This window comes from Pseudomonas sp. B3(2017) (assembly GCF_002113595.1).
Taxonomy (GTDB): domain Bacteria; phylum Pseudomonadota; class Gammaproteobacteria; order Pseudomonadales; family Pseudomonadaceae; genus Aquipseudomonas; species Aquipseudomonas ekonensis.
Genome location: NZ_NEIU01000005.1, coordinates 353315 through 368945, shown reverse-complemented (window position 1 = coordinate 368945; position 15631 = coordinate 353315). Strand labels below are relative to the sequence as shown.

The 15631-nt window shown below is 62.5% G+C and carries 18 protein-coding genes; 3 read left to right on the top strand and 15 right to left on the bottom strand.

Annotation, left to right across the window (positions count from 1 at the left end):
- The 5 genes from CAG33_RS10495 to puuE form a co-directional block, all read right to left on the bottom strand.
- A partial coding sequence (locus CAG33_RS10495; RefSeq protein WP_085638281.1) for a urate hydroxylase PuuD occupies positions 1 to 903 on the bottom strand: 903 nt, incomplete at its 3' end.
- 51 nt (positions 904 to 954) lie between these two features.
- A complete protein-coding gene (locus tag CAG33_RS10490; RefSeq protein ID WP_085577669.1) occupies positions 955 to 1458 on the bottom strand; it encodes an ureidoglycolate lyase in 504 nt (167 codons plus the stop codon).
- Positions 1459 to 1593: 135 nt separating this feature from the next.
- Positions 1594 to 2595 carry an allantoicase gene (alc, locus tag CAG33_RS10485; RefSeq protein ID WP_085577668.1) on the bottom strand — a complete coding sequence of 334 codons (1002 nt, stop codon included), beginning with the start codon at positions 2593 to 2595 and terminating at the stop codon, positions 1594 to 1596.
- 91 nt (positions 2596 to 2686) lie between these two features.
- The gene (uraD, locus tag CAG33_RS10480) at positions 2687 to 3202 is read right to left on the bottom strand and encodes a 2-oxo-4-hydroxy-4-carboxy-5-ureidoimidazoline decarboxylase (RefSeq protein ID WP_085577667.1); all 516 of its coding nucleotides are present in this window, start codon (positions 3200 to 3202) and stop codon (positions 2687 to 2689) included.
- Positions 3199 to 4125, bottom strand: coding sequence for an allantoinase PuuE (gene puuE, locus CAG33_RS10475; RefSeq protein WP_085577666.1), 927 nt, complete (start codon positions 4123 to 4125; stop codon positions 3199 to 3201). The genes uraD and puuE overlap by 4 nt, the downstream gene beginning before the upstream one ends.
- A 428-nt stretch (positions 4126 to 4553) precedes the next feature.
- Here puuE and uraH point away from each other — a divergent pair, with 428 nt between their 5' ends.
- Positions 4554 to 4907 carry a hydroxyisourate hydrolase gene (uraH, locus tag CAG33_RS10470; RefSeq protein WP_011333195.1) on the top strand — a complete coding sequence of 118 codons (354 nt, stop codon included), beginning with the start codon at positions 4554 to 4556 and terminating at the stop codon, positions 4905 to 4907.
- A gap of 209 nt (positions 4908 to 5116) precedes the next feature.
- Here uraH and CAG33_RS10465 read toward each other — a convergent pair whose 3' ends face one another.
- The 3 genes from CAG33_RS10465 to CAG33_RS10455 form a co-directional block, all read right to left on the bottom strand.
- Positions 5117 to 5743 (bottom strand): LysE family translocator, encoded by a 627-nt coding sequence (locus CAG33_RS10465; RefSeq protein WP_085577665.1) that lies wholly within the window; start codon positions 5741 to 5743, stop codon positions 5117 to 5119.
- A gap of 72 nt (positions 5744 to 5815) precedes the next feature.
- Positions 5816 to 7165, bottom strand: coding sequence for an NCS2 family permease (locus tag CAG33_RS10460; protein ID WP_085577664.1), 1350 nt, complete (start codon positions 7163 to 7165; stop codon positions 5816 to 5818).
- Positions 7166 to 7533: 368 nt separating this feature from the next.
- Positions 7534 to 7980, bottom strand: a complete 447-nt coding sequence (locus tag CAG33_RS10455) for a MarR family winged helix-turn-helix transcriptional regulator (protein WP_085577663.1) — start codon at positions 7978 to 7980, stop codon at positions 7534 to 7536.
- 81 nt (positions 7981 to 8061) lie between these two features.
- Here CAG33_RS10455 and CAG33_RS10450 point away from each other — a divergent pair, with 81 nt between their 5' ends.
- Entirely contained in the window at positions 8062 to 9228 is a 1167-nt protein-coding gene (locus tag CAG33_RS10450; RefSeq protein ID WP_085577662.1) for a PLP-dependent aminotransferase family protein, read from the top strand.
- Between the two features lie 99 nt (positions 9229 to 9327).
- Here the strand turns inward: CAG33_RS10450 and CAG33_RS10445 are convergent, their stop codons facing one another.
- From CAG33_RS10445 to CAG33_RS10415, 6 genes are all read right to left on the bottom strand, one after another.
- On the bottom strand, positions 9328 to 9699 hold the full coding sequence (locus CAG33_RS10445; RefSeq protein WP_085577661.1) for a glutathione S-transferase N-terminal domain-containing protein: 372 nt from the start codon (positions 9697 to 9699) through the stop codon (positions 9328 to 9330).
- A 102-nt stretch (positions 9700 to 9801) separates the two neighbouring features.
- Positions 9802 to 10347 carry a GTP cyclohydrolase I FolE gene (gene folE, locus CAG33_RS10440; protein ID WP_218189694.1) on the bottom strand — a complete coding sequence of 182 codons (546 nt, stop codon included), beginning with the start codon at positions 10345 to 10347 and terminating at the stop codon, positions 9802 to 9804.
- A 414-nt stretch (positions 10348 to 10761) separates the two neighbouring features.
- Positions 10762 to 11292 (bottom strand): hypothetical protein, encoded by a 531-nt coding sequence (locus CAG33_RS10430; RefSeq protein ID WP_085638262.1) that lies wholly within the window; start codon positions 11290 to 11292, stop codon positions 10762 to 10764.
- A 598-nt stretch (positions 11293 to 11890) separates the two neighbouring features.
- Positions 11891 to 12448, bottom strand: a complete 558-nt coding sequence (locus tag CAG33_RS10425) for a Smr/MutS family protein (protein WP_085577658.1) — start codon at positions 12446 to 12448, stop codon at positions 11891 to 11893.
- A 74-nt stretch (positions 12449 to 12522) separates the two neighbouring features.
- Positions 12523 to 12843 carry a hypothetical protein gene (locus CAG33_RS10420; RefSeq protein ID WP_085577657.1) on the bottom strand — a complete coding sequence of 107 codons (321 nt, stop codon included), beginning with the start codon at positions 12841 to 12843 and terminating at the stop codon, positions 12523 to 12525.
- A 131-nt stretch (positions 12844 to 12974) separates the two neighbouring features.
- Entirely contained in the window at positions 12975 to 13565 is a 591-nt protein-coding gene (locus CAG33_RS10415; RefSeq protein WP_085577656.1) for a cysteine hydrolase family protein, read from the bottom strand.
- Between the two features lie 239 nt (positions 13566 to 13804).
- Between CAG33_RS10415 and prmB the strand changes: the two genes are divergently transcribed.
- Positions 13805 to 14713 carry a 50S ribosomal protein L3 N(5)-glutamine methyltransferase gene (gene prmB, locus CAG33_RS10410; protein WP_085631228.1) on the top strand — a complete coding sequence of 303 codons (909 nt, stop codon included), beginning with the start codon at positions 13805 to 13807 and terminating at the stop codon, positions 14711 to 14713.
- A 52-nt stretch (positions 14714 to 14765) separates the two neighbouring features.
- Here prmB and CAG33_RS10405 read toward each other — a convergent pair whose 3' ends face one another.
- Entirely contained in the window at positions 14766 to 15557 is a 792-nt protein-coding gene (locus tag CAG33_RS10405) for a hypothetical protein (protein ID WP_085577654.1), read from the bottom strand.
- Between the last annotated feature and the right edge of the window lie 74 nt (positions 15558 to 15631).

Below are 15631 nucleotides of genomic sequence, written 5' to 3'. Positions count from 1 at the left end.
GGTCGGGGCGGTGGCGGGGCCGGTCACGTAGGCCAGGCTGATCATGCCCACCGCTGCCACCGGCAAGGTCCAGGCGAACTTGTGGCTGTCGTGGCGGGTGTTGAAGTAGTGGCGCACCAGCACCGCCAGCACCGCGATCCCGGCCAGGATCAGCCAGTTGTACTGGCTGCCGTAGGTGCTCGGGAAGTGGTTGCTGATCATGATGAACAGCACCGGCAGGGTGAAGTAGTTGTTGTGGCGCGAGCGCAGCAGGCCTTTGGCCGGCAGGGCCGGATCCGGCGTGCGGTTCTCGGCGATCGCGGCCACCAGGGCGCGCTGGGCCGGCATGATGATGCGGAACACGTTGCCGACCATGATGGTGCCGATGATCGCGCCGACGTGCAGGTACGCGCCGCGGCCGCTGAACACTTTGCTGAAGCCGTAGGCCGCGCCGATGATCAGCACGAACAGGATGAAGCCGAGCAGGGCGGGTTTCTTGCCCAGCGGCGAATCGCACAGGAAGTCGTAGATGAACCAGCCGGCGATCAGCGCGCCGACGCCGATGGCCACGCCTTCAGGGCCGCTCAGGCCGCTGCCGGGCGCCACGAGGTAGAGCACGGGGTTGGAGTAGAACACCACGCACAGCAGCGCGATCCCCGACATCCAGGTGAAGTAGGCTTCCCACTTGAACCAGTGCAGGTTCTCCGGCATCGACGGCGGGGCCAGCTTGTACTTTTCCAGGTGATAGATGCCGCCGCCGTGGATCGCCCACAGATCGCCCGCAAGACCGGTTTTCGGGTTGACGCGGTTGAGGTTGTTCTCCAGCCAGACGAAGTAGAACGACGCGCCGATCCAGGCCACGCCGGTGATCATGTGAACCCAGCGCACGCTCAGGTTCAGCCATTCCAACAGATGTGCTTCCACAGTCGTTACCTCTCGCCCGTCACGCTTGTCGTCGCGTGATCGGACCTTCTCTTATTGGTGGGGGGCGAGGATCAGACGCTCATCCTCTTTGAAGAAATGCTCATCGCAGTTGTTGCCTGAGCCACTGCGATCAACCACCAGGAAGTCATCCCGCTTTTCGATCGTCAGCACCGGGTGGTGCCAGACGCCGCGATGGTAATTGATGCCCTGCCTGCCGTTGGTGACGAAGGCGCGGACCAAGCCTGATACAGGTGCATCGCCAAGTGGCGCGACCACGATCAGAAAGGGGTTGCCGAGCAGCGGAATGAAAGCCTGGCTGCCCAGCGGATGGCGTTCCAGCATGCTCACGGTCAGCGGCATGTCCAGCGCGTCGGCGCGGAAGATGCTGATGATCGCGTTGTCCTCTGGCGTGGCGGTCTCGACCGTGGCCAGTTTGTGAAAGCGCATGGTCGAACCGTTGTTGATCATGAAGTGATCGCTGCCGTCGGTTTCGATGACGTCACCGAAAGGGGCGAAGGCTTCTTTGGTCAGCGGTTCAATCGTCAGTGTGCGCATGCTGTTCTTCTTATCCAAGATTCTGTGTTGTTAGAACTGTCGCCATCGTCGGAACGCCGCCCGGGGCAAGCCCGCTCCCACAGTGAGCTGTGGCGTTCACAAGACCTGTGGGAGCTGGCTTGCCAGCGATGGGGTTCAGCCTTGTTTAGCGACCTTGCCGAACAGGCGCAGACGGCTCACGCCACCGTCCGGGAACACGTTCAGGCGGATGTGGGTGATCGGGCCCAGTGCCTTGATCTGCTCGACGAAGGTGTGTTCGGCGTGCATCTCCAGCTTCTGGCTCGGCAACAGTTCACGCCAGAACAGCGACTGGGTCTCGATCTGGCTGTCGGTGCCGCCCTTCACGAAGGCGCCCTGGATCGAGCAGCTGTCGGGGTAGTTGCCCTTGAAGTGCAGGGTGTCGACGACGATCTTCTCGATCTCGCCCGGATGGCCCAGGGCGACGATGACCCAGTCGTTGCCTGGCGTGCGGCGGCGTGCGGTTTCCCAGCCGTCGCCCATGTTGATGCCGCGGCCCGGGTTGAGGATGTTGCTCATGCGGCCGAAGTGTTCGTCGGAGCAGGCGAGGGCGCGACCGCCGTTGAGGGCGGCGGCCAGGTCCACTTGCTCGTTGTCGCCGACGGCGGACCAGTCACGGAACGGAATGCCGTACACGCGCAGACGGGCCACGCCGCCGTCCGGGTAGATGTTGAAGCGCAGGTGGCTGAACGCCTGGTCGTTGCTGATTTCATGGTAGTGGTGGCTGTTGCCTTGCAGCTCGACGGCCGACAGCACTTCGGTCCACTGGGTGTTCTCGTCCGGCTCGCCGGAGGCCAGGAAGCAGGCTTCCAGGGAGGCCGACGGCGGGAAGTTGCCGGTGAAGAATGAGGTGTCGATGTCCACGCCCTTGATCGAGCCCGGCACGCCCAGGCGGATCACCGCGCTGTCGTAGCCTTCGAAACGCTTGCGGCGGGATTCCCAGCCGTCCATCCACTTGCCGTTGTCATCGAACACGCCCTCCTTCCAGACGGCCGGGGTCGGTTGGAACAGACGGTTGGCGTCTGCGAACCAGTCATCGGTGACCGAGATGATCTTGGTGCCCAGGCGGGCATCGGCCAGGTTGACGAACTTCTCGAAAGGTACGGCGTAAGCTTTCATTCTTCTTGTCTGCCTTTAAATATGTGGCTGGGGATGCTTGCGGGGCCCTGGGAAACACAAGCGTTCTAGAGGATTCTCGGGCCAGGCTCGCTCAAAGAGTCAGTAAACGGAACAGGGCGATCTTGTTGATCTCCGCCAGCGCGCACTTGAACTCGGTGTCCACCGGGTTGTGGATGCGCGTTTCGAACGCCGCGAGGATCTGATGCCGGTTGCTCCCCTTTACCGCCATGATGAAGGGAAACTTGAACTTGGCCTTGTAGGCGTCGTTCAGCTCGGTGAAGCGCTGGAACTCTTCGGCCGTGCATTGGTGGATACCGGCGCCGGCTTGTTCGTTGGTGCTGGCTTCGGTCAGTTGGCCCTGGACGGCGGCTTTGCCGGCCAGGTCCGGGTGAGCGTTGATCAGGGCAAGCTGGCTTGCGTGATCGGCGCTCAACAGGATATCGCTCATGCGCTGGTGCAGGGTCTCGATCTCGTCGAGCGAAGCGTCCTGGCCCAGGTCGAAGGCCTTTTCGGCCACCCATGGCGAATGTTCGTAGATGTCGGCGAAGGCCTTGACGAAGGCGTCGCGGCCCAGGGCCGACGGCTTGACGGTCTGGAAGGTACTCATTTGGCGGCCCCTTGGTACGGGTGGGTCGCGTGCCAGTGGCGTGCGATGTCGACGCGGCGGCTGAACCACACCTGCTCATGGCTCTTGGCGTATTCGAGGAAGCGCTTGAGCGAGGCCAGGCGCGCCGGACGGCCCACCAGGCGGCAGTGCAGGCCGATCGAGAGCATCTTCGGCGCCTCGGCGCCTTCGGCGTAGAGCACGTCGAACGCGTCCTTGAGGTATTCGAAGAAGTCGTCGCCCTTGTTGAAGCCCTGCACCTGGGTGAAGCGCATGTCGTTGGTGTCGAGGGTGTATGGGATCACCAGGTGCGGCTTGCCGGTCGGGTTGTTCGGTTCCCAGTAGGGCAGGTCGTCGTCGTAGGTGTCGCTGTCGTAGAGGAAACCGCCTTCTTCCATCACCAGCCGGCGGGTGTTCGGGCCGGTGCGGCCGGTGTACCAGCCCAGCGGGCGTTCGCCGGTGATTTCGGTGAGGATGCGGATCGCTTCGAGCATGTGCTCGCGCTCCTGGGCCTCGTCCATGTACTGGTAGTCGATCCAGCGGTAGCCGTGGCTGCAGATCTCGTGGCCGGCCTGGGCCATCGCGCGGATCACGTCCGGGTGGCGCTGGGCGGCCATGGCGACGGCGAACACGGTCAGGGGAATGTCGAATGCCTTGAACAGTTTCAGGATCCGCCACACGCCGGCGCGGCTGCCATACTCGTAAAGGGATTCCATGCTCATGTTGCGCACGCCCTGCAGAGGCTGCGCCGCGACCATCTCGGAAAGGAAGGCTTCGGATTCCTTGTCGCCGTGCAGGACGTTGCGCTCGCCGCCTTCTTCGTAGTTGAGCACGAAGGACAGGGCGATCCGGGCATTGCCCGGCCAGTGTGGGTGAGGAGGGTTACTGCCGTAACCGATCAGGTCGCGTGGATAGTCAGCGCTCACTGCAGTCTTCCTTCTTATTCGTTGACAGGTGGTGTGGCGCCCTGGCGTGAGGTGGCAGGCTGGCGTCACAGCGATGGGCTGATTGTATACAACTTTATTCTCAGTTTGTAAGCCTGAATTTTCGCATTTTTCGCCGGCCGTCATCTTTTCCTGATAAAGGCGTGAGCCTGCAAGAAATCTGCCTGACCGGTCAGCTAATGGATCAGGGGTTCAATGAAAGCAGGGATTGCCGGCGAATCGGCGGCAAATCGGCGGATGGCGGGGGTGGACGGAAAAATGTCGTTTTTATTGTGTACAATTTTTCTTAGAAGTGTCTTAATCAGTCGCTCGCCGCAGCTTTTCGGGCTCCGAATCGGTGCGGCCTCCTTTCAACTGACTTCGGGAGGCGCGAGGCCTGACTGCTTCCGGCAGGCAGGCGCGCAGAATCAATGGGACGTTTGACGACACACGTTTTGGACGCTGCACACGGTTGCCCGGGCAGCTCGATCAAGGTCGAGCTGTACCGCGTTGAGGGTTCGCACCTGGAATTGGTCGCCAGTGCGCTCACCAACAGCGACGGCCGGGTCGATGCGCCGCTGCTGCAGGGCGATGACTACCGCACCGGGGTCTATCAGGTGCAGTTCCATGCCGGCGACTACTACCGCGCCCGTGGCGTCCAGCTGCCGGAGCCGGCGTTTCTGGACGTGGTGGTGTTGCGCTTCGGCATCTCTGCCGAGCAAGACCATTACCACGTGCCGCTGCTGATCTCGCCGTACAGCTATTCCACCTATCGGGGCAGCTGACCCCCAAGCAACTGCCCCCGCCGGGAAGCGACTGCGCATATAGCTTCTTTGGTCTTTCGCCCGCTCACACTGCGGGCTTTTTTTTGCCTGCAGAAAAGTTGTGCCTGTGCTGATGCCATCGCTGGCAAGCCAGCTCCCACAGTGTCCAGGTCGTGCGCAATAAATCTGAACACCCCGAGCCTGTGGGAGCTGGCTTGCCAGCGATGCTTTTACCGGCTAAGCAGAGACGCCGCCCCTGCGCCGCTGAACAGCCCGGCGCTGACCCGGTTGAACCAGCTCTGGCCCTTGCCGCTGCGCAGGTAACGCGCCGCGCCGTGGGCCCCGAGGCCGTAGGCCAGCTTGCAGCACAGGTCGAGCACCACCCAGGTCGCGATCATGATCAGCAGCTGCGGCAGGAACGGCTGCTGGGCGCTGAGGAACTGCGGCAGGAAGGCGGCGAAGAACAGGATGTCCTTGGGGTTGCTGGCGCCCAGCACGAAAGCGCGCCCGAACAGCGTGCGAAAGCGCGGAACCGGCGCGGCCTGGGGCACTTCGGCGCCGACCGACGGCAGGCGCGATTGCTGCCAGCTCTGCCAGGCGAGGTAGAACAGGTACAGCGCACCGACGATCTTCAAGGCGCTGAACAGTTGCTCCGAGGCCAGCAGCAACGCGCCGAGCCCCAGCGCCGAGGCGCTGAGCAGGCAGATCGAGGCGATCACGCCACCGAGAAACGCCGGGTAAGAGCGGCGCAGCCCATAGTTCAGGCTGTTGCTGATCATGAGCAGCGACAGCGGCCCGGGAATGAGGATCACCACCAATGCAGCGCCGCTGAACAGCAACCAGGTTTCCAGACTCATCACTTTCCTCCATTTGCGCAAAAGCCTCACCCGAAGGGGTGAGGCCGGTTCGTAGCCAGATCCGCGTGACGCTTACAAGAAGATGAACTTGGCGATGAAGATCGCACAGAGCACCCACAGACTGACGGAAATTTCCTTGTACTTGCCGGTGCCGGCCTTCAGCGCCACGTAGGTGATGAAGCCCAGCGCGATGCCGTCGGCCACCGAGAAGGTCAGCGGCATCATGATCGCGGTGACGATCGCCGGAATGCTGTCGGTCGCCTCGTCCCATTCGATGTGGGCCATGCCGCCCATCATCAGCATCGCGACATAGATCAGCGCGCCGGCGGTGGCGTAGGCGGGAATCATGCCGGCCAGCGGGGCGAAGAACATGGCGGCAATAAATAGCACACCCACGGTGACGGCGGTAAGACCGGTCCGACCGCCAGCGGCCACGCCGGCGGCGCTTTCCACGTAACTGGTGACCGGCGGTACGCCGACCACGGCACCGAACACGCTGGAGGCGCTGTCGGCTTTCATGGCGCGGGACAGGTTTTCGATGCGCCCGTCAGCCCCCACCAGGTTGGCCCGCTGGGCAACGCCCATCAGGGTGCCGGCGGTGTCGAACATGTGCACGAACAGGAAAGCGAGCACGACGCTGATCATGCTGACGTTGAACACGCCGGCCACGTTCATGGCCATCCAGGTCGGGGCCAGGCTCGGCGGGGCCGACAGGATCCCTTCGTAGTGCACCAGGCCCAGGCCCCAGCCGGCGAGGGTCACGGTGATGATGCTGATGAGGATCGCGCCGAACACCTTGTGGTAGCTGAGGATCGCGATCATCAGGAAGCACAGGGCGGCGAGCAGCGGGCCCGGCTCGCGCAGGGAGCCGAGCTTGATCAGGGTGGCCGGGCTGTCGACCACGATGCCGGCGGTCTTCAGGCCGATCAGCCCCAGGAACAGGCCGACGCCGGCGCCCATCGCAAAGCGCAGGCTGACCGGAATGCTGTTGAGCAGCCATTCGCGGATGCGCGAGAAGGTCAGGATCATGAACAGCACGCCGGAGACGAACACCGCACCGAGCGCGGTCTCCCAGTTGTAGCCCATGGTGCCGACCACGGTGTAGGTGAAGAACGCATTGAGGCCCATCCCCGGCGCCAGGCCCACCGGCCAGTTGGCGTACAGGCCCATCAGCAGGCAGCCCAGCGCCGCCGCGATGCAGGTGGCGACGAACGCCGCACCGTGGTCGATGCCGGCGTCGGCCATGATGTTCGGGTTGACGAAAATGATGTAGGCCATGGTGATGAAGGTTGTCAGACCGGCAATCAGCTCGGTCTTCACCGTGGTGCCGTGCAAGCTGAGTTTGAAGATGCGCTCCAACAGGCCGTTGCGTAACGGCGGCGAGAGATCCAGCGTCGATGCTTCGGATTTGCGGCTTTCCACAGCGGTACTCCTCAAGAGTTTTATTGTTATTTCCAGGGCCGGACCCGGGAGGGGCGGCAGCGGCCCTTTGAGGCTTACGCGAATTTGTTGACCGTTAGGTCAGGAACTCGCACGCAGTGGATTATGCTTTTGTATACAAATAAAGCAAATAATGTTTTTGGCTTTGTCGACGAAAGATCTGGCGATAGGGCTATATCGCCATTGCCGAGCCTGCGGGCGCTGCCGACATCTTTGTTGTCTGGCCCACCGTCATCGCCGGCAGGCCGGCTCCCGCAGGTATCCCAGCCGTGTGCAAGATGCAGGTACACCACAAAACTGTGGGCGCTGCGGTGCGAGGATTCGACTGGCCAGCGATGGGGCCGGTCGGATCAGTCGGGATGAGCCTGACTGTTCCCCAATGCCAGGTTCACCGCCAGCCAGCCGTTCACCGCTGCCTCTCCGGCTTCGCCGAACACCCGCTCCAGCAGTTTCACTTGCTCGCGCCGCAGCGCCTGTTCGAACTTCGCGCCTTCGGCCGTCAGCTCCAGCAGGCGCTTACGCTTGTCGGTCTGCGACGCCACGCTGTCCACCAGGTGCATTTCCTGCAACTGCCGCAGCGGCATGTTCAGCGCCTGCTTGCTGACGCCGAGCAAGGCCAGCAGCTCCTTGACGCTCAGGTTGGGGTAGCGGGCGATGAAAAACACGATGCGCTGATGCACCCGGGACAGACCCCGCCGTTCAAGCATTTCGTCAGCCTTGGCGGTGAACGCCTGATAGCCGAAGAAAAACGCTTCCATGGCCTGTTGCTGGCTGACGGGGCTTTTAAGGTCAATCATGTTGACGTACTCGCTCGGACTGTCGTAGTTTCGGTCAAGCAGTTTGACTCAACTCCCTCAACCCTCGCCAGCGGTGATTCCATGGCTTTTTCCGAACGTGTCTCGCGCCTCAAAAGTTCTCTGATCCGTGAAATCCTCGCCGCCGCCCAACGGCCGGAAGTGATGTCGTTCGCCGGTGGCCTGCCGGCCGAAGCCATGCTGCCGAACGTCGAATGGAGCGACATGCCGGTGACCCTCGGCCAATACGGCATGAGCGAAGGCGAACCGGCCTTGCGCGAAAGGCTCGCGGCCGAGGCGAGGGCGCTGGGCCTGCCGTGCGCGGCGAGCCAGGTGCTGGTGGTCAGCGGCTCGCAGCAGACCCTTGATCTGGCGGCCAAGCTGTACATCGACAAGGGCACGCCAATCCTGCTCGAAGCACCGACCTACCTGGCGGCGCTGCAGATTTTCCAGCTGTTCGGCGCTGACTGCCTGACCGTTCCGCTGGAGGCGGACGGCCCGGATCTTGGGCAACTGCGTCAGCGCCTTGAACGGCATCGTCCGGCGTTCGTCTACTTGATCCCGACCTTCCAGAACCCGTCGGCCGTGCGTTACAGCGAAGCCAAGCGCGAAGCCGTCGCTGCGCTGCTGGACGAATTCGGCGTCACGCTGATCGAGGACGAGCCCTACCGCGAACTGACCTTCGACGGCGGCAGCGCCCGGCCGATCGCCGGGCGCTTGAAGAAATCCAGCTGGATCTACACCGGCACGGTGTCCAAGACGCTGCTGCCGGGCTTGCGCGTCGGTTACCTGATCGCGAGTCCCGACCTGTTTCCCCACCTGCTCAAGCTCAAGCAGTCGGCGGACCTGCACACCAACCGCATCGGCCAGTGGCAAGCCCTGCAATGGATCGGCAGCGAGCACTACCGGGCGCACCTGGCCCGGTTGCGCGATTTCTACCGTGAGCGCCGCGACGCGTTCCAGTCGGCGCTGGAAAGGCACTTCTCAGACCTGGCGGACTGGAACGCGCCCCAGGGCGGGCTGTTTTTCTGGCTGACCCTCAAGCGACCGCTGGACACCCGCACCTTGCTCGACGCTGCGCTGGCCGATGACGTGGCGTTCATGCCGGGGGAACCGTTCTTTCCGGAGCCAGAGCGCAACCTCGGTCATTTGCGGCTGAACTTCAGCCACATCGATCCGCAGCGGCTGGATGAAGGGATCAAGCGATTGGCGGCGGTGGTTCGGCGGGCGCAGGCGGACGAGGCGGCCTGAAAACGAACAAACCGGCTCAGGGGCCGGTTTGTTTTTTCTGGAACATGTGGCGATCCGGCAGGCCTCATCGCCAGCCTGCTGGCGATGGCCAAACCGCGGTCAGGCTGCGGCAAACCGCTTGTCCAGATATTCGATGATCACCTTGGACTCATACATCCAGGTGGTCTGGCCGTTCTCTTCGATGCGCAGGCACGGCACCTTGATCTTGCCGCCCTGTTCCAGCAGGGCCTGGCGGTGCTGCTCGTCGTTCTTCGCATCGCGCAGGGCCACAGGCACGTTCAGGCGGCGCAGGGTGCGGCGGGTCTTCACGCAGAACGGGCAGGCGTGGAACTGGTACAGGGTCAGCTCTTTGGCGGCGGCATCCACCTGGGCCTGGGCGGCGGCGGGGCGCTGTTTCTTGCTTGGGCGGGTCAGGAAGTCGATGAAGATGATCAGTTGGCCGAGGCCGACACGAAGCGCTTTGACGAACACGTTACAAGCCTCACAGGGACATTGGAGAAGGCGCGCAGCTTACCCGATTTTTCGCGCACGAAAAAAAACCGGCGATCAACGCCGGTTTTCCTGAATCGCGGATCACTTGATCAGGCTGAGGAACTCGCTGCGGGTCGCCGCATTCTCGCGGAACTCACCCAGCATCACCGAGGTGATCATCGACGAATTCTGCTTCTCCACACCGCGCATCATCATGCACATGTGCTTGGCCTCGATCACCACCGCCACGCCCAGGGCGCCAGTGACTTGCTGCACCGCGTCGGCGATCTGGCGGCTGAGGTTCTCCTGGATCTGCAGGCGACGGGCGTACATGTCGACGATCCGCGCCACCTTGGACAGGCCCAGCACCTTGCCGCTCGGGATGTAGGCGACGTGGGCCTTGCCGATGAACGGCAGCAGGTGGTGTTCGCACAACGAGTACAGCTCGATGTCCTTGACCAGCACCATTTCGCTGTTGTCGGAGCTGAACAGGGCACCGTTGGTGACCTCTTCGAGCGTCTGTTGATAACCGCGGCAGAGGTACTGCATGGCCTTGGCTGCACGTTTTGGGGTGTCGAGCAGGCCCTCGCGGGACACGTCTTCGCCCAGTTGGCCGAGGATCGCGGTGTAGTTCTGTTCCAGTGTCACAGAGGCTGATTCCATAAGGGTTTCAGTGGGGTACTGTATCTGTCCGTACCGATTGTGTGCCGCTCAAGCCACTGTCGGGCCGTCCGGGTCTCCTCGACCAGGGCTCAGGTCAAAGGCTACGTCTGGACGTGACCGGGCTGAGTGGCGATAAACGCAGGGTTCATACCCGCCATGCGGCACATGGTAGCGTAAGTGGGTGGGCGTTTGTATGGCCGACGGGCGTGAATCCCCAATTCGATTGGCTGCGCCGGGCGGTGCCCGACGTTCAGGCCACCCTGCGTAGGGGGCGGAAGCCTTGACCGACCGAAGGTGCTCTTTCTGGGTGAAGGCGGCTGGCGGTGCGCGGGTGAAAGGTTTGGAACGCCGTGTGCAGCCGCAGGAACCGGAACGTCAGGCCCTGCGGCCGCAGGTCGGTCAGCCGATCTGGACGATAGGCCCGGGAGACGTCTTGCTCGGATCCAATTTGATTGGGCCGAAGGTGAGCGACACCAAGCTCACGCTGTTGGAGAACGAAGCGGTGCCGTGGCCGTTGTTCGCCATGGTCGCCCAACGGATGCGGGAGTACCCGATCGTGGAAGGCGTACTGGTGACTTTGTTCCCGTTACTGACCGGTCCGCACACGAACTCCATGGTCTGTTGACCCTCCAGAAGGTCCATGTTCCACCACCGGACGTTTGCGATGACGTTGTTTGCATCCATTACGTCGTTGAGAACGATGCTGAACGTCGCCTTAACAATGTCGAAGCCCGTTTCATTCACCAGAACCGGCGCGACAGATTGAACAGAGCCTGAGAGGGGAGGGTAGATTTCCTGGCTGTTCTGGTTGAACTGCAGGGTGCCGGGCAGATCCAGCGTGAGGGAAATGCCGTTCTGTTTGAAGATGGTGAAGGTCTTGACCTGTCCTTGATATTTTTCCGACGCTTGTTCCTTGAGTGCTTGTGACATTTTAATTTCCTTTTTTTATTTGCCTTGAAGTTCGGTAGTTGAACTTCTCCCTGTTGCGCGCATCCGGCCTTGGAAACGCGCTCGGCAATTTTTGTAGGACAATTCCACTCTGTCAATGTTTGCCATGGTCTTTTTGTTTAAGGTTGGTTGCTGCGGTTTTATATTTCGAAGTTAACTAAAAAAGTGTGTCTCTTTAACTATTGGCTATTTGTGGAATGGAGCGGAAGGGCCTTTCGCGCAGGCCAGGTGGATAGAGGGCACCCGTGGATGTGCCTTTGGCAATGTGTAGGTGCGAAACATATATCGCGATTGGCTATATATAAGAAGTGGGTTTGGCGAGAGAGGTGTTTGCGTTTAATGCCACCGACAGATCAATACATTGATGGTCAAAGTATTGACTGGTGCGCAGACGGGAAAGGTAAAAGACTGAGTGTCCTACAGATAATGAAGTTTGCGCAGACGTGTTTGGCGTGCAGAAGAGCCAAGAGTTGCGCAGCAATTGATGAAAAGGCGTTCGCCGCACTTCCTTGGCAATCGTCTGTTTCGAAATGGACGGGGCGGCGGCTTGCACCGCTCCCGCCGCATCGGCCGGACGACGCTATTCGTCGCGGCCTTCCATCATGGTGCGTTTGAGCATCACATACACCGAGCCTGCGCCGCCGTGCCGGGGCTGGCACGAGGTGAAGCCGAGCACCTGCGGATGCTGGCGCAGCCAGGTGTTGACGTGGCTCTTGATCATCGGCCGCTTGCCGTCCAGCCGCACGGCCTTGCCGTGGGTGACGCGCACGCAGCGGATCTCGAGCTTCGTGGCTTCGGCCAGGAACGCCCACAGGGTCTCCCGGGCCTTTTCGACGGTCATGCCGTGCAGGTCGAGGCTGCCCTCGAACGGGATCTGGCCGGCCTTGAGCTTGCGCACCTGGCTTTCCTGGACGCCGTCGCGGGCCCACATCAGCTCGTCTTCCGGGCCGACGTCGATCACGAACTGATCCGACAGACCGTCGACGGTGGTGGCATCGGTGCGCACGGTCGCGGATTGGCGCAGCTTGGCGATCTGTGCGCGGTCGGCCTTGGGTTTGCCGGTGTCGGCGCGGTCGTGCTTGATCGGCTTGACGCCTTGGATCGCACTTTTGAACAGGGAAAAATCGTCGTCTTGCATGTCAGCCTCCGCGAAGGGCGGCCAGTTTACCCAAGTCGACGCAAAACGGCCCGGCAAAAAGCCGGGCCGTCGGGTCAGTCGTGTTTTTTCATCAGGTGCGGGGACATGTTCAGTTCCCGCGATTGCCGGGCCCGGCGTCGGCAGCGGCGCCACAGGGCCACGCCGAAGTACAGGAACAGCAGGCCGAGCGCCAGGACGATCGCCGAAGCGGCGGGCGTGGCGTTCAGGTCGCCGAGCGCCGGCGGGCGTCCCAGCAGGCTGGCGGCCCCGGCCATCGCCAGCAGCACCCCGAACGTCGCCAGGATGGCGGCGAACGCAGCGCCGAACCGAAAACGCCAGTTGCGTTGGCCCTTGGGCCGCAAGCGGCGTGCGTCAAATCCATCGGATAACTTCATTCCGACCTTCCTCAATGGTATCGGCCCTTCGACCGGGAGTTGACCGGGTTGTTCCTGAGGCTAGGGTAATTGAAGCGAATGCGAGGCTTTTGCGGATGAGCGGCGCGGCGGGCCGCTCACCGAAGGGGTTTTCAGATCAGGTCCTGGGTCAGCGCGAGGGTGGCGAAGTTGTCGGCCATGATCGCCATTTCCGCCTCCTGCACCTGTTCGGCGCTGAGCACGCGACCCTTGAACGGCAGGTCGCGGGTGGCGCAGGCGTCTTCGACCAGGGTGCAGCGGAAGCCCAGGTTCTTCGCCGCGCGCACGGTGGTGCTGACGCTGGAGTGGCTCATGAAGCCGCAGACGATCAGATCCAGCGAACCGAGGGTCTGCAGGCGGTCGTAGAGTTCGGTGCCGTGGAAGGCGCTCGGCAGCAGTTTGCCGATGATGGTCTCATCGCCCTGGGGTTCCAGGCCGGGGATGAACTCGCCGCGTTCGCCCTGCGGGTCGAACAGGCCGCCGACGGTGCCGAGGTGGCGCACATGCACGATCGGACGACCGGCCGCACGGGCGGCGGCGACCAGTTGCTTGATGTTCGCGACAGCCGCGTCCATGCCGCTCAGGGCCAGCGGGCCGCTGAGGTATTCCTTCTGGGCATCGATGATGACCACGGTGGCATGGCTCAACGTGGCCGCTGCGTAACCGCGGCCGCTGAGTTGAAACATCGTTTTTGGAACGGACATTCTGGGGCTCCTTGGGAGGGGGCTTTTGCGACATTGTCCTCTGGCTGAGCGGTTCTGTGAATCGCTACCATCGTAGGCACCGTCGTTACTGGGCTGCAGCCTTGTCAAGTGACACGTTCTGTTCAATAGCTGGCGTGAAAAATAGAAAAGTCCTACCGATGAGCCAGAGTTTTTCCTGCGTCGTCGTGGCGCGTTTTGGCTGGTAGAATCGCCAGTCGTTTTTTCTGGAGTTCTGCCCCGTGATCACTTCCCGACTTCGTACCCTGCGTGACCATATCCGTTGGGCCGTCAGCCGCTTCCATGGGGAGGATCTGTTTTTCGGCCATGGCACCGACAACGCCTGGGACGAAGCCCGGCAACTGGTGTTGGGTGCGCTGCACCTGCCGTGGGAAATCGCCGACAGCTACCTCGACTGCGCACTTGAAGACGATGAGCTGGTCCATCTTCAGCATCTGCTCAAGCGCCGCATCGTCGAGCGCATCCCGACCGCCTACCTGCTGGGCGAGGCCTGGTTCTGCGGGCTGTCGTTCATCGTCGATTCCCGGGTGCTGATCCCGCGTTCGCCGATCGGCGAGCTGATCGAAAACCGCTTCGCACCATGGATCGGCAACGCGCCTGCGCGGATCCTCGACCTGTGCACCGGTTCCGGCTGCATCGGCATCGCCTGCGCCTACGAGTTCCAGGACGCCGAAGTGGTGCTGGCGGATCTGTCGTTCGAGGCGTTGGAGGTGGCGAACCGGAACATCGAGCGCCATGGCGTCGAAGAGCGCGTGTACACGGTGCAGGGCGACGGCTTCGACGGTCTGCCGGGGCAACGCTTCGACCTGATCGTGTCGAATCCGCCCTACGTCGACGCGGAAGATTTCGCTGACATGCCGGACGAGTACCAGCACGAACCGGAACTGGGCCTGGCCTGCGGTGACGACGGCCTGAATCTGGTGCGGCGGATGCTCGCTGAGGCGGCGGACCATCTGACCGAGAAAGGCTTGCTGATCGTCGAGGTGGGCAACAGCCAGGTGCACGTCGAGGCGCTGTACCCGGAGGTCGATTTCGCCTGGCTGGAGTTCGAGCGCGGCGGGCACGGCGTGTTCATGCTCACCGCCGAACAGTGCCGCGCCCATCAGGCGCTGTTCGCTTCGCGCGTCTGACCTGACGGCGCAGCGTGTGGCGGGGGCGTGAGTGCCCTCGCCACGACACCTGTCAGCGGTGGGTGGCGATCCAGATCAGCAGGCCGGCCTGGAACACCGCAAACGCCACCAGGCACGTGATGGTGAAGCGCAGCCCGGCGTCTTCGCGCTTGAACTTGCTGACCTTCTCTTCCTGTTTCTTCAGTTTGACTTCCTGCTCGGCCAGGTTCTGCTCGGCCTGCTGCAGCATCTGCGCGGCCTCCAGAATCTCGACGATCTGCAGCTTTTCCGTGTTCCAGTCGCCGCGCAGGTCGCCGACCTCGACGTCCTTGACGCTGCCCTTGAGGTGCTGGGCGTCGGCGTAGGCCACCTCAAAGCCGTGTCCGCGCAGGAAATGGTCGCGGCGCAGGCGGGTGTCTTCGTTCAGCGCGTCCTTGTTGTTCAGGTCGGTGCCGTCGACGGTGTAGCCGGGCCAGCGCTTTTTCGCCCACGTAATGCCCTGGGCGGCCATGAAGCGGCCGATGCCGCGGTTCACCGGCTCGATCTGCAGGCCGGTGTCCGGGCCGAAATGCACGCGTTTGGCCGTGTGGTCGACCCACACGTCCAGATGGTTCTGTTCCTTGCGCACGCGCTGGCCGGGCAGCTTGATGGCCATGCGCATCAGGCTCTTGTCCTTGCCGTGGCGTTCGGCGTAACCGAACTCGACAAAGCGCAGCGGCCTTGCGCCGGTGTTACGGTCGGTCTGCTGGGGGGCCAGGCGGAGCATCTTGTGGTGCTCGACGTGGACATCCGCCCATGGCAGCTCGACCGCTGGCGGTGCGTCTTTTTCAGCGGTGGTGTCGGGTGAAGTCTGGGTTTCAGTCATAACGGCGAGATCCTGTCCAAGCGCTGCTTGCCGCCAGCCGATACGCGGGCGACAAACGCTTATCGGCCGTTTTT